The sequence below is a fragment of the Marichromatium sp. PS1 genome, from assembly GCF_041155115.1.
GTDB lineage: Bacteria > Pseudomonadota > Gammaproteobacteria > Chromatiales > Chromatiaceae > Marichromatium > Marichromatium gracile.
Genome location: NZ_BAAFHB010000002.1, coordinates 994,960 through 1,009,082, shown reverse-complemented (window position 1 = coordinate 1,009,082; position 14,123 = coordinate 994,960). Strand labels below are relative to the sequence as shown.

The window sequence follows — 14,123 nt, the reverse complement described above, 5'->3', positions numbered from 1 at the left end:
CGCCCGATCGGGCGAGGGCCGTCGTCAGCTATCAGCTATCAGCTATCAGCTATCAGCTATCAGCTATCAGCTCTCGCGATGGTAGCCCTGGATACGCTCGATCTCGTTGCGCGAGCCGAGGATCACCGGCACGCGCTGGTGCAGCGCCTCGGGCTGTAGCGACATGATCCGTTCGCGCCCGGTGATCGCCGCGCCGCCGGCCTGCTCGACGATGAACGACATCGGGTTGGCCTCGTAGAGCAGACGCAGCTTGCCGCCCTGCCCCTTGGCGCGGATCTTCTCGTCCATCGGGTACATGAACACCCCGCCACGGGTGAGGATGCGGTGCACCTCGGCGACCATCGAGGCGATCCAGCGCATGTTGAAGTCCTCGCCGCGCTCACCCTCGCGCCCGGCCAGGCACTCGTCGACATAGCGCCGCACCGGCGGCTCCCAGAAGCGCATGTTGGATGCGTTGATGGCGAACTCGCGGGTATCGGCGGGGATCGTCATCCCCGGGTGGGTGAGGATGAACTCGCCGATGTTCTGGTCGAGGGTGAAGCCGTTGACGCCGTTGCCGGTGGTCAACACCATCATCGTCGACGGGCCGTAGAGCGCGTAACCGGCGGCGACCTGCTCGGTGCCGGGCTGGAGGAAGTCCTGCTCGGTCGGTTCGGCGGTGTCGTCGGGGCGGCGCAGGATCGAGAAGATGGTACCGACCGAGACGTTGACGTCGATGTTCGAGGAGCCGTCGAGCGGGTCGAAGGTCAGCAGATACTTGCCACGCGGATAGCGTGCCGGGATCGGGTAGATCGCCTCCATCTCCTCCGAGGCCATCGCCGCGAGGTGTCCGGCCCACTCGTTCGACTTGAGGAAGACGTCGTTGGAGAGCACGTCGAGCTTCTTCTGCGTCTCGCCCTGCACGTTCTCCTGCCCGGCGCTGCCCAGCACCCCGACCAGGGCGCCGTGGTTGACCATGTTGCTGATCACCTTGCAGGCGGTGACCACATCGTTGAGCAGCCCGCTGAAATCGCCCGTGGCCCCGGCGACGTGACGCTGCTCCTCGATGATGTACTGGGTGATGGTGGTGCGGTTGTTATGCATGACTCGTCCTCGTCTCCGCGTACATAAGTGTTATCGAATGGACGGCCAGTATAAGGGGTTCATCGTACCCCCAGAACCCCTACCCTTCCTGGGGTTTAGGCTTCAACTGTGGAGCATGCCCGATCGGCACCACGACCCTTGCACTAGACTAGTGTCGTGGTCAGTCGCCAACGATCGAACCGACAGCGGTCAGCCCAGGGCTTATGAAAGCACTCCCACCACCTCGAGACACCAGCCGTCAACAAGGTGTCACCTTGCTGGAGCTGATCGTGACCATCAGCATTCTCACCATCATCCTCAGCGTCGCGATACCCAGCTTCCGCGAGATCATTGCAACCAACCGTATCGCAGTGATCAACAACGACCTCCTGGAGGCGCTCCATGTCGCGCGTTCCGAGGCGATCAAGCGCGGCACACGCGTCACCGTTTGCAAATCGACCACCACATCGAGCAGCTCACCCGCTTGCGCCACCGGCGACTCCGGCTGGGAAAGCGGCTGGATCATCTTCTCCGACCGGGGCACGAGAGGTCAGATCGACGGCAACGACCAGGTCATCATCGTACACGAACAAAACATCCCTGCTGTCACCATTACCACCAGTAACTATCAGAACTTTATCTGCTATCTACCCTCGGGTTTCTCGCAAAGCAGCGGCGGCTTACCTAACGGGTCCTTCCTCATAAAACTACAAGGAAAAGCCAGAAAGATAGGGATCAACTTTACCGGAAGGATAAGGAGTTGCGACGCTTCCGATAACAGCAGCTGCTGAGTCACAGGATCATGGACCACACACTGCCACACAAACAAAAAGAGTCTTCATCCGGAGCAACCCTGATCGAGGTGCTCGTCGCCGTCGTCATCCTCTCGATCGGACTGCTCGGCATCTCCGGACTGCAGATGCGCGCAATGATGAACAATCAGAGCGCGATCAACAGAAACGCAGCCATCGTTCACGCTTACTCGATTTCCGAGGCAATGCGCGCGATCCCGGCCCGCGCCGCCGCTGGTGATTTCGACATCGGTCTTACGGAGGACAAGCCGACAGGCACGTCTTTTCCGGAGGTCGCATTGGCGAACTGGCGTGACCAGATTTACTCGACGCTCGGGGAAGATGCAACTGGCAGCGTCTCGTGCACCGGCAACAGTTGTACCATCATTGTGCAATGGGATGACTCCCGCGGCACGTCCGGTAGCGATCAGCAGCAATTCACCATCGAGTTATTACTGTGAAAGAGCCGCTTACTTCACTCCTATCGAGCAAGGGCTTCACCCTGGTCGAACTCATGATCGCCATGCTGCTCGGCCTGGTGGTCACCGGCGGCACGATCAGCGCGCTCACCGCCAACCGTCAGAGTCAACGAACGATCGAGGCGCTCGCGGAGACGATCGAGAACCAACGCACGGCCTTCGAGCTGTTGAGCCGGGACCTCCGTCAGGCGGGCAGTACCGGCTGTGGCAACGAGCGGATTTCCAGCGTACTCAACACCTCCCCGGAGTGGTGGGCAACATGGCGTCCGATCCAGGGGTATCAGGGGGACGAGGCCGCATCAGCGATCGACTTTTCATCGAGCAACGGCGGACGCGTCAATGGCACCGACGCATTACAGTTGCAGTCGATCCGCGACAACGGCTTTGCCGTCTCCACACACGACGTCGACAATGCCCGGATCACGATCGACCCGGCATCCACGGACATCGAAGCCGGCGAGATTCTGATCGTCTGCGACAACGACCACGCGACCCTCTTTCAGGCGAACACCTATAACCAATCATCCGGGATCATCGGCTACAGCGACACGGGCGGGACCCCAGGAAACTGCACAACCGGCCTTGATTATTCTGCCGCATGTGACTCTGACCCACCCCAAAATCACCGGTTCCCCAAGAACGCCCTGGTCTCCAGGCTCAACGCCACCTTCTGGTACATCGGCAACAACGGGCGAACGGCAGAAGGCGGGCGAGGTCTGTATCGTGCGATGCTCGAGGTCGGAAGCTCCGGAACCCCGGCAGCAAAAGGCATCGAGATCATCCCCGGCGTCACCGACATGCAGTTGATATACCGCTATGGGGATAAATTTGACGCCGAAAAGCCGGCGGACTGGAACGACGTCAACGCAGTCGAGATCACCCTGACGTTCGCCAGTACCGCACAGAACATCTCTGTCGCAAGCGCAACGGATGGCCGGATCATCAAAAAGCAAACCTATCTGGTCTCATTGAGAAATCGCGCGCAATGAACACGATCAAGCAGCCGATCTCGGGCACGCCATCCTCGCAGCGCGGCGCGGCGCTCGCCATCTCCATGATCCTGCTCATGGTCGCCACCCTGATCGGCCTCTCCGGAATCAAACAGGCAAGGGTCCAGGAGAAGATGAGCGCCAACACCTACGACCGCTCGCTCGCCATGCAGATGAGCGAGGCCGCGCTACGTGCAGCCCAGAGCGCGATCGCCGAGGACTGGGAGATCAGCGCACTCGGTGGAATCGACTGCTCTCCGACCAGTGCCAATAACTGCTCCCCTGTTCCACCAGAAACCTTCCAGAGCGACGGCACCAACTGGATCACCGTCGACACCGAATACCGAATCAACGATGGCATGGTCATCGGTGCACCACAATACCAGATCCACTATCTCGGCAAAGCCCCCAGTACGACCTCACTCAACTCCGGCAACAGTGCCAACAACATGCAGTATGGCGGCAGCGGCAGCGGCGGCGAGGTCGCTTACTATCGCGTCATCGCGCGAAGCGCAAGCCCGACAGCGGTACAGGATCGCGCACTCGTCGTCCTCTCCGGCATCTTCGAAAGGAACCTCTGAACTCGCGGGGCAAGCTCCATGCATACTGAACTCGAGAATCACATCAGAAGATCGGCCGCCAGAATCAAGCTGACACTCGCCACGCTCCTGATCTCACAGCTTGCATGCGCAGACATGGTTTCACAGATCCCTCTGTCCGTAGGAACCAATGTCCCCGGTAATCTCGCGCTGGTTCCTTCCGTGGAATGGCCCACGATCAACAGTGTCGCCAATCTCGGCGCATACACCGAGGATCGCGCCTACGCAGGTTATTTCGATTCAAATAAATGCTATCGCTATGAAGGGATCGATTCAGCCGAGGAGGAGCGCCACTTCTACCCTTCATCCACCACGAATAATCGAAGATGCTCAGGGGATGGCGAGTGGAGTGGCAACTTCATGAACTGGGCAGCAACCCAAACCATTGACCCCTTCCGCGCAGCACTCTCGGGGGGATACAGATACCGCGACACTGTCGAAGAAACCTGGCTACAAAAAGCGAGGCATGACGGCCAAGGCGGCACCAATGTGTATCCCGAGAGAAGAACACCTCAATCCGGAAGTAATGCATCACTTATCTCTGGCGCAACCCCATTCGAGGCGGACTGGATAAACATTCGCATCAATGGCCTCGGCAACAGGATGTATTTCACCTTGCCGAACGATTTCAGCTCGACTAGTGACACACAGACGAGCCAACAGGTGTTCGACGACTCTGACTTCTCATCCGGCTGGATTCAATATCGCAACGGAGAGGTGTCAAGAGACAGTTCGCGCTCTGTCGACGCGATAACAGGAAGTCTAAGAAAGACAGATTCGAACGACCCCAACGGCGGCTACAAGACAATGTCCCAGACGGTCGATAGAAATTTCATCTTCACCGGCTGGATTTATCGCCCTTCCAACAGCGGCGGAGGAAATGCCGACCGTCTTTCCATCAGCGACTCCGATTTCGACGGCTACGGCGTCGTATTCACCAGCACACAATTTGGCATCGAGAAGCGTAGCGATGGCAACCCATCATCCCTTGGCTCTAGACAGAGCTGGAACAGACCGGAAAACGAATGGTATCGCTTCGTCCTTACATCATATGATGACGGCGAAATTTCTTTAGAGGTCTACGACGACAGAAACCAGCAGCTCGGCAGTATCAGCGGGATCACCGACAGTAGTTATAGCAGCTTCGACCGTATCGTCATCCATGGCGGCCACACGTATTATGTCGACAACCTGTCCGTATCGACAACGGATAGCGACATACCCTACCCGCTGAAGTCTTCCGATTCCCAGTCGAGCACCTTCGAGGCTCATGTCCGCGTCAAGGTCTGCGACCCGAGTGTTTCCCTCGAAGACAATTGCGTGCGATACGGCAGCCATTACAAGCCAGAGGGGCTACTTCAGGAGTACTCCAGCAGGATTCGCTATGCGGTCTTCGGATATCTGAACGACTCGAACAAATATCGGGACGGTGGAGTACTCAGGGCCGGGATGCGCTTCATCGGCGAGAACATGATCGATGACTCCGGGCTCACCATCGAGAACCCGAACCCCGAATGGGACCTGGCGACCGGCGTCCTGACCCCAAACCCAACCCCATCGGATATCACCTCGACGCTCATCGCAGCTGGTGTCGAGGATAGCGGCGTCATCAACTATCTCAACAAGTTCGGCGAGATGACCAGTGCGAACCACAAGAGCATCGACCCGGTCAGCGAACTCTTCTATGCCGCACTACGCTACTTCAAGCATCAGGTAAATGTCCCCGAATACTCGGACATCTCGGGCTCCGACGACCAGAAGTACCAGCTTGCCGATGGCTTCCCCGTCATCACCTCATGGCAGGACCCCATCCAGCACTACTGCCAGAAGAGCGTCATTCTCGGTATCGGCGACGCCAATACCCACAGGGACAAGAACCTCCCGGGAAACAGCAGGAGCAGCGACGAGCCAGCAACACCGAGCGAGGTCAGCGGTGATAGCAGCATCGACGTCGTGACCGCGACCCAGCGCGTCGCACTGCTCGAAGGCATCACCATCAGCACCCCCTTCACCGGACGCGAGAACTCGGCCTACATCGTGGGGCTCGCCTATGACGCCCATACCCGCGATATCCGTCCAGACCTTATCGACAAGCAAACCGTGTCGACCTACTGGGTCGATGTCCGCGAGGCACAGAAACTGGAATCCCGAGCGCGCAACCAGTACTGGCTCGCCACCAAGTACGGCGGCTTCTCCGTACCGAACGACTACCGAACCTACGAGCAGACCGAACCACTCCCCGACAGCTGGTGGCACACAACCGGCGACATCCTGTCGACAGGCGACAAGCGCCCCGACAACTTCTATGTCGCCAGCGAAGCCGACAAGATGATCGAAAGCCTGACCCAGGCATTCAGCAACATCGTCGAGGAGACCGTGGGAACCGGGAGCGGACTGGCGACCAACTCATCGGAGCTGAGTACCGACACCAGAAGCTACCAGGCGAGCTTCGTCAGCGGTTCCTGGGACGGAGATGTCGAGGCCTTCAGCATGGACACCCAGACCGGAGTGCTCAGCGAAACACCGGAGTGGAGCGCAAACGACGCTCTTCCTGCCTGGGATGCCCGCAAGATCTTCTTCAACCGCCCGGACTCGCAAACCGCCGAACCTTTCACCTGGGATAATCTCAGCGGCGCTCAGCAAGCCCTCCTGCAATCGAGCTCGATCGTCGACTATCTCCGTGGAGACACCTCGAACGAAACGCCGAGCGGAACCCTGAGGAGTCGCCAGCACCTGCTCGGCGACATCGTCAATTCAGCACCGGTCCATGTGTCCTCACCCGACCCGTCCTTCTATGTCGGTGCAACCTTCCTCGGCGCCAGCAGCTATGCCAATTTCAGTCGCAACCAGCAGAGTCGTTCAGCAACACTCTACGTCGGCGCAAACGACGGCATGCTGCACGCATTCGACGCCGCCACCGGAGAAGAGATCTACGCATTCATCCCCAACGCTGTCTTCTCGAAGGGCCTCGTATCCCTGGCCAACCCCGACTATGCCCATCGCTACTTCGTCGATGGTGAGCTGACGGTGGCAGACGTCTATACCTCGGGGGCCTGGAGGAGCGTGCTGATCGGGACCCTGGGGCGAGGTGGCCCCGGGGTATTCGCACTGGATGTCACCGATCCGACCAACATTTCGCTGCTCTGGGAAAGGGATGAGCAGGACATCCCCGGACTCGGTCGCAACATCGGCAAGCCGATCGTCGCTCAGGTCGACGACGGCGAGTGGCGCGTTCTGCTCGGCAACGGCCCGGACAACCAGAGCGGCACGGCCCAACTGTTGATGGTCGACGTGGCCGATGGCAGCGCGGTAAGCGTGGAGCCGACGACGGTAACCGACAACGCCTTGTCCGCGATCTATGCATGGGACTCGAACGGTGACGGCTTCACCGACACTGTCTATGCCGGCGACCTGAAGGGCAACCTGTGGAGATTCGAGAACCTCTCCAGCAACACCCCACAGAGCAGGTTACTGTTCAGTGCAACGGATGCCTCGAACACCTCCCAACCCATCACCGTCTCGCCATTGGTCGGCGTCGATCCCGACAGCGACCTACGCTGGGTCTTCTTCGGCACTGGCCGTTATCTCAACGAGACCGACATCACCGACACGCAAGTGCAAAGCTGGTACGGCCTGGTCGACGAAGGTCAGACCATCTCCAGCCGCTCCAACCTCGTCGCGCGTCAGATCGAGGCCGAAGGGCTGGTCGACGAGCTGGCCGTCAGGGTCGTTTCCGCCGGTGACAGCGAGGATCTCGAGGGCAAGAGCGGGTGGTACATCGATCTCGTCTCGCCGATCAATGGTCGCGAGGGTGAACGCATGACCCTGCCCAACCAATTCCAAGGGGAGGTCCTGTTCGGTACCACCCGTATACCCGACTCGAGTGACAGTTGCCAACCCACGGGTAACGGCTTCGTCATGGCGATCGACCCCTTCACCGGAGCCAGGCTTAGCGAGGGGATCTTCGACATTGACCGAGACGGAGAATTCGACCAGAGTGACGCGCTCGAGGTCAGCGGCGAGCCAATCCCGGTATCCGGGGTCGGATTCTCGCACGTTCCGAACCAGCCGACCTTCGTCGCCAACTTCATGCAGGTCGTTCTCGACAACAGTGACACCGAGACGATCCAGATCCGTGCACCGGAGAGTTCGATCAACCGCGCCTCCTGGCGAGAGATCCTGGAGTACTAGGTCATGAGAAAGAATCACAGCGCTGGTTTCTCGCTGATCGAGTTGATGATCACCGTTGCCATCATCGGAATACTGGCAGCGATCGCTTATCCATCCTATATCGACCAGGTCACCAAGACCTATCGTGGACGAGCCAAGTCCTGCATCGGCGAATACGCTCAGTTCATGGAGCGTTATTACACCGAGAAAATGTCTTATGCAGACGCAGTCCCAAACCTGTCCTGCAGCAGCGACGACAGCATGGATACCAGGTACACCATTTCAGTCAAGGACCTCAGCCGCAGCACCTACACCATAGAAGCAATCCCCATCGGCGCACAAAGCACACATGACACCAAGTGCGCGACACTGAGCCTGGACCAATCAGGGAAGAAGGGGGTATCCGGTAGCGGCGGCGTTAGTGGCTGCTGGTAAACCCCGACCGGAAAACGGACATCCAAATCATATGAACCGGCCAAACTCCCCGATCGATTCAGGAACGACACCATTCCCCGGAACCGAAAAAAAACGTCCCTCGATCCCTTTATGTCTCTGCTCTCAGCCATCCCGCAAGGAGCGCTTCTCCTAGACAAAGGACTGCGCATCACCGAAATCAATCGCCCGCTTCTCGAACTGGTCGGCAAGCCCAACACCGACCTGCGTGGCACATGCTTCAGCGACCTGCTGGCAAACCCCTCCCCCGCGCTACTCGCACAGTTCGACATCGCCACTCACGAGGCATCGCCGCGGCGACTGAATATCCTGCTGACGACCAAGAACGGACAGCTGAGGGCGCAGCTGACGGTATCGCCCTACCAAGACCAGGAGACGCAATGGCTGGTGATGGTCATGGATACCGCCTGGAGCGAACTCGCAAACCAGTATCCAGCCCATACCGAAGAGGCCCAGGCCTTCGCCCGGGTCGCCAACTGGCAGCTCGAGGTGGCGACCGGTCAGGTCCGCGTCACCCGTACCTGGTACGACATCTGGGGGCTGCCCCCGACCGAGACGCTGATGCTCGAGGACGCGCTCGGGCTCATCCACCCCGACGACCGTCCGCGCGTCGAACAGGCCCTCGAGCAGGCTGCAGAGTCCCAAGCACCGATCCAGGTGCGCTTCAGGCTGCAGCGCCCCGATGGCAGCGAGTGCTGGATCGAGGGCACCGGCCACATCGACCCGCGCGCCACCGAGAGCGACGCCCGTATCTGCGGCGTGGTCATGGACATCACCGAGCGCTACCGCGCCGAGCAGGCGCTCTCGCACTACAGCGAGATCCTCTCGGCCTCATCCGAGCGGCTCGCCTTCGTCGATCCCGAGCACCACATCCGCGCCGTCAACCGCGCCTTCCTCAACGCGCTCGATCGTGACTACGACGCGGTCATCGACCAGCCACTTGGTCGGGTGATCTCCGACCAGACACTCGGCGCCGCGCTGCAGCAGGCACTGGAGCGCTGTCTCGCACACGCCAAGGAACATGCCGAGGACCTGCGTCGCCCCGGCCCCGACGGCGAACCACGCGACCTCGAGATACGGGTCAGTCCGCACCGCGGCGAGGACGACCAGCTTGCCGGCGCGGTGATCAATGTCCGCGACGTCACCCTGGTGCGCGAGGCCGAACGCCGTCTGCTGCAGTCGGCCGCGGTCTATGCCGCGACCTCCGAGGGCGTGCTGATCACCGACCCCGAGGGCGGCATCGTCGCCGTCAACGCCGCCTTCAGCCGCATCACCGGCTACACCGAGGCCGAAGTCCTCGGTCGCAATCCCAGCCTGCTCAACTCGCACTGGCACCCGCGCAGCTTCTTCGTCGGCATGTGGCGTCACCTGCTCAAGCACGGCTCCTGGATCGGCGAGGTCTGGAACCGCCGCAAGGACGGCGAGATCTATCTCCAGCGCCTGGCCATCCACCGCATCGTCGACGCCCGCGGCAACCTGCTCAACTATGTCGGCGTCTTCGCCGAGCACAGCGCTACCCTCAACACCCCCCGCCGCGCCGAGTACCTGGCCCACTACGACCAGCTCACCAAGCTGCCCAACCGGCTGCTGTTCAACTCCCGCCTGGAGCACGCCATCGAGCTGCGCCAGCGCAAGCAGATCCCGCTCGCGCTCTTCCTCATCGACCTCGACCGCTTCGCCAACATCAACACCCATCTCGGTCCGCAGATCGGCGACGAGCTGCTGCGCTCGGTGGCGCTGCGCCTGCGCAGCGAGATCCGCCCGGCCGACACCCTCGCCCGACTCAGCGCCAACCAGTTCGGCCTGATCTTCGAGGAGATCCCCGGGATCCGTGAGGCCGAATCGATCGCCCAGCGACTGCAGAACTGTCTCGCCGCGCCCTTTCACATCCGCGAGCACGAGGTCTTCGTCACCGCCAGCATCGGCATCGCCTTCGACCCCAGCACCGGCCGCGACCGCGACCTGCTGCTCGCCAAGGCTGAGTCGGCGCTGCGCGCGGTCAAGCAGGGCGGACGCAACACCTATCGCTGTCTGGCGATCCACACAGATGCCGCCGCCGAGGAGCGCCAACGGCTCATCGGCCAGCTGCGCGAGGGGCTCGAGCGCGGCGATTTCCAGCTCCATTACCAACCGCGCGTCGACGTCGAGTCGGGTCGATGGTGCGGCATCGAGGCGATGGCGCGCTGGAACCAGCCACAACTCGGTCTGGTCGCGCCCGAGCGCTTCCTGCCACTGACCGATGACGGCGGCTTCCTGGTCGAGCTCGGTCACTGGACGCTGAACCGCGCCTGCGAGCAGTTCCAGCACTGGCGCAGCCGGGGGCTGCCGGTCGGACGACTGGCGCTGAACGTCTCCGAGCCGCTGCTGCTGCGACTCGATCTGGCCAGCACCATCGCGCGCGCGCTCGACACCCACGGACTCGACGGCGATCAACTCGAGCTGGAGTTCACCGAGGGGCTGCTGCTCAAGCACAGCGATCAGATCGTCGAGCTGTTCGCCGCCCTGCACCAGCTCGGCGTCCACCTGACGCTGCGTGACGTCGGCGCCGGCTGGCTCGCCCCCTCGCTGTTGCGCCGGCTGCCGGTGGGCACCCTGAGCATCCATCGCGGCTTCATCGAGAACCTGCCCGAGGCCCAGGAGGATCTCGACGTGGTACACGCGGTCATCGCCCTCGCCCAGTCGTTCGAGATCGGCCTGCTCGCCGATGGCGTACGTACCGAGGGTCAGCGCGAACTGCTGCTCACCATCGGCTGTCCGCACGCCCAGGGCGAACTCTACGCCCCGCCGCTTCCGCCCGAGCAGCTCGAGCACCGTATCAGTCAAAAACCCGCGCCCCGTCCACCCAAGCTGCGCGGTAGCTGATCGCCCCTCCGTCTAGCCCGGCCGCGCCCCGGCGCGCGGCCTGACCCAGCAGTGATACATCGCCGTGAAGGTCAGCGGATGATCGCGCTCGAAGGTATCGAGCCGCGCCAGATCGGCCACCGTCGGATCCTCCGGGAAACGCGTGCGATAGGCTGCGCGCCGGGTCGGATCGAGCTCGACCCCGAGCAGCTCCAGTCCGGCATCACTGAACAGATCGGCAAGCCCAGACGGCGTGAAGCAGTGTTCCTGGACGTGGAACAGCAGATCGCGACAACCGCTCATCGAGTGGAAATCTGGCGAATCGAGCAGCGGACGCAGTACCCGCTCCTCGTCGGCGGCCTCGATCAGTCGCTGACGGGCGCGACGGATCCGCGCCGGGTCGTCACCGATCCCGACGGCATCCACCAGCGCCCGCGCACGATACACGGCCGCGCGTGCCCGCTCGCTGTAGAGCCCGAGCAGCATCACCCCGCCGGGCCGCAGACGCCCGACGAGCACCCGCACACCGGCGAGCGGATCGTCGAGATGGTGCAACACCCCCACCGACTCGATCAGGTCGAAGCGCTCGTCGAGCGCGGCGAGCGCCAGCAGGTCGGCCTGGGCATAGCGCACCGCGACCCCGAGGGCCTCGCTGCGCGCGCGGGCATGGCAGAGACTGCGTAGCGACAGATCGATCGCCAGCACCCGCGCCCCGCGCAACCGCCGCGCCGTGGCGATCGCGTGCTCGCCGGTGCCGCAGCCGGCGACCAGCACCTCGGGCGTCTCCGGACAGGTCACGCCCCCCAGCTCGACGCCGGGCAGCCGCTGGCGCAACAGCGCCGGCAGGTCGGGCGCCGGCGTCAGTACCGGCTCGCTCACCCGCCAGCGCGGATAGGGGTTGCGCTCGTACTGCGCGCGCACCCGCCGGCTCACCACGTCCTCGGTGAGCGCCCAGCGCTCGATGTGTTCGAGCTGACGCCGTTCGGCCAGGGGCTCGACGAGCTGACGCTCGAGCAGGGGCTGCAGCGACTCCGGCCAGTCCCGCTCGAGCAGACGCTCGGCGAAGGGGATGGAGCCGAGCGGCAGATAGGCGGCCAGCGCCGCCACCCGCTCGGCGGCGATCGGCGCGCGCCAGCGCAGCGCCTCAGCGAGCTCAGCGCGCAGCGTCGCGACCCGCGCGGTCTCCTCGGCGTCCTGGTCGTGGACGAACTCGGCAAGCTCGCACTGCTGCGCGATCGCCACCAGCAGCGCCAAGCCGTCGGCGTCGAGTCGCCCCTGCTCGACCTCGACGAGCAACGCCCGGCGCAACAGGGTCAGCAACCGCTCGAGCCCGACATCACCGAGGATCACCCGTGGCAGCAACGCCATCAGCAATGCGTCGGCGAGCAGGGCCGCAACCACCGGAGCACCGCCGAGCGCTGCCAGGGTCGGCGCCCCCGGCCAGTGCGCGGCGACACGCGCGAGCGCCGCGGCGATGACCGGCTCGGCGTGCAGCAGCGCACAACTGGGCACGAGCAGCCGCTGCGGCATACACCAACACTCATCCAGCGCCCGTACCAACAGGCCGCGCAACGCCGGGGACGGCGCGTCGGGGCGCAGCATCTCGACACTGCGCACCCAGTTGGCGCGCGCCTGCACCAGCCCGGGATCGAGCGCCAGCGCCCGTTCCAGCAAGGGGCGCGCGGCAGCGGCGCGATCGAGCGCGAGCAAGGCACCGGCCTGGTTGTTGAGCGCCGCCGCCGAATCGGGCGCCAGCGCCACGGCGCGGGCCAGCGGCACGAGCGCCGCCTCGCTCCGGCCCAGCGTCTGCAGCGCGGCGCCGAGATTGCCGAGCACCATGGGGTCTGCCGGACGCAGCGCCCGGGCGCGCTCGAGCACCTCGAGGGCGCGCCCGGGCTCGCCCAGGTCGAGCAGCGCGCGGCCCAGGGTATTGCGACACTCGGGATCGTCCCCGGCCAGCGCCAGCGCCCGCTCCAGCGCATCCAGCGCCGCGCGTGGACGGCCCTCGGCGAGCAACACCGAACCGAGCGCCTTCCAGCCGAAGGCCGCGCCCGGACGGGTCGCGGTGAGACGTCGAGCCAGGGTCTCGGCACGTGGCAGATCGCCACTGCGGAAGGCATCGACCAGGGCCGCCTGCGTGCTCGCATCGTGCGACGCGGCCGCCGGACGTCGTGCTCGCCGGCTCATCCGTCGACCTCCGCCAAGGCGGCGCGATGGCGCGCGGCGAGCGCGACATAGTGTTCGGCCGAGTAGTCGATCTGCGCCCGCTCGCGTTCGCTCAACGGACGCACCGGGCGCGCCGGCGCGCCCAGCCACAGCTGACCGCCGGCGAGTTCCTGCCCCGGGGTGACCAGGGCGCCGGCGCCGAGCAGGGTGTAGGGATGGATCAGGGCGCCGTCGAGCACCCGGGCGCCGCTGCCGATCAGACAGCGCTCGCGGATCTCGCAACCGTGGAGCAGCGCCTGATGACCGACGGTGACCCGCTCACCGATCAGCAGCGGCGCGCCGCCCGGTCGGAAGGGCCCGTCGTGCGAGACGTGCAGCACGCAGCCGTCCTGGATGTTGCTGGCGGCGCCGATCTCGATGCGCTCGACATCGCCGCGCACCACGCACCCCGGCCACACCGAGGCCGCGGCGGCAAGCCGCACCGCACCGATCAGCACCGCACTCGGGTCGACCCAGGCGCCTGGGTCGATCTCCGCACGACGCCCCTCGAATACACGGATCGGACACATCACC

The 14,123-nt window shown here is 63.4% G+C and carries 10 protein-coding genes and 1 pseudogene; 8 read left to right on the top strand and 3 right to left on the bottom strand.

What is annotated here, in order from left to right; translation table 11 throughout:
- Positions 1–66 precede the first annotated feature (66 nt).
- The gene (locus tag ACAM26_RS05845; protein ID WP_132229103.1) at positions 67–1,083 is read right to left on the bottom strand and encodes a class 1 fructose-bisphosphatase; all 1,017 of its coding nucleotides are present in this window, start codon (positions 1,081–1,083) and stop codon (positions 67–69) included.
- A gap of 203 nt (positions 1,084–1,286) precedes the next feature.
- Here ACAM26_RS05845 and ACAM26_RS05840 point away from each other — a divergent pair, with 203 nt between their 5' ends.
- The 8 genes and pseudogenes from ACAM26_RS05840 (at position 1,287) to ACAM26_RS05805 (ending at position 11,405) form a co-directional block, all read left to right on the top strand.
- Positions 1,287–1,853: a GspH/FimT family pseudopilin gene (locus ACAM26_RS05840; protein WP_369613267.1), complete on the top strand. Its 567-nt coding sequence runs from the start codon at positions 1,287–1,289 to the stop codon at positions 1,851–1,853.
- An 11-nt stretch (positions 1,854–1,864) separates the two neighbouring features.
- Positions 1,865–2,314 (top strand): prepilin-type N-terminal cleavage/methylation domain-containing protein, encoded by a 450-nt coding sequence (locus tag ACAM26_RS05835; RefSeq protein WP_369613266.1) that lies wholly within the window; start codon positions 1,865–1,867, stop codon positions 2,312–2,314.
- On the top strand, positions 2,311–3,321 hold the full coding sequence (locus ACAM26_RS05830) for a prepilin-type N-terminal cleavage/methylation domain-containing protein (RefSeq protein WP_190288090.1): 1,011 nt from the start codon (positions 2,311–2,313) through the stop codon (positions 3,319–3,321). Before ACAM26_RS05835 ends, ACAM26_RS05830 begins: the two co-directional genes overlap by 4 nt.
- Complete coding sequence (locus ACAM26_RS05825; RefSeq protein WP_123139388.1) at positions 3,318–3,902, top strand: PilX N-terminal domain-containing pilus assembly protein; 585 nt, start codon at positions 3,318–3,320, stop codon at positions 3,900–3,902. Before ACAM26_RS05830 ends, ACAM26_RS05825 begins: the two co-directional genes overlap by 4 nt.
- 18 nt (positions 3,903–3,920) lie before the next feature.
- On the top strand, positions 3,921–8,111 hold the full coding sequence (locus ACAM26_RS05820) for a pilus assembly protein (RefSeq protein ID WP_369613265.1): 4,191 nt from the start codon (positions 3,921–3,923) through the stop codon (positions 8,109–8,111).
- 3 nt (positions 8,112–8,114) lie between these two features.
- The gene (locus ACAM26_RS05815; protein ID WP_369613264.1) at positions 8,115–8,525 is read left to right on the top strand and encodes a type IV pilin protein; all 411 of its coding nucleotides are present in this window, start codon (positions 8,115–8,117) and stop codon (positions 8,523–8,525) included.
- 111 nt (positions 8,526–8,636) lie between these two features.
- A pseudogene (locus tag ACAM26_RS05810) lies at positions 8,637–8,933 on the top strand (PAS domain-containing protein); the annotation flags it as partial.
- 6 nt (positions 8,934–8,939) lie between these two features.
- Positions 8,940–11,405, top strand: coding sequence for an EAL domain-containing protein (locus tag ACAM26_RS05805; RefSeq protein ID WP_369613481.1), 2,466 nt, complete (start codon positions 8,940–8,942; stop codon positions 11,403–11,405).
- Between the two features lie 12 nt (positions 11,406–11,417).
- Here the strand turns inward: ACAM26_RS05805 and ACAM26_RS05800 are convergent, their stop codons facing one another.
- Together ACAM26_RS05800 and ACAM26_RS05795 are read right to left on the bottom strand one after the other, a co-directional pair.
- A complete protein-coding gene (locus ACAM26_RS05800; RefSeq protein ID WP_369613263.1) occupies positions 11,418–13,571 on the bottom strand; it encodes a methyltransferase domain-containing protein in 2,154 nt (717 codons plus the stop codon).
- A complete protein-coding gene (locus ACAM26_RS05795; protein ID WP_200189335.1) occupies positions 13,568–14,119 on the bottom strand; it encodes a gamma carbonic anhydrase family protein in 552 nt (183 codons plus the stop codon). Before ACAM26_RS05795 ends, ACAM26_RS05800 begins: the two co-directional genes overlap by 4 nt.
- Between the last annotated feature and the right edge of the window lie 4 nt (positions 14,120–14,123).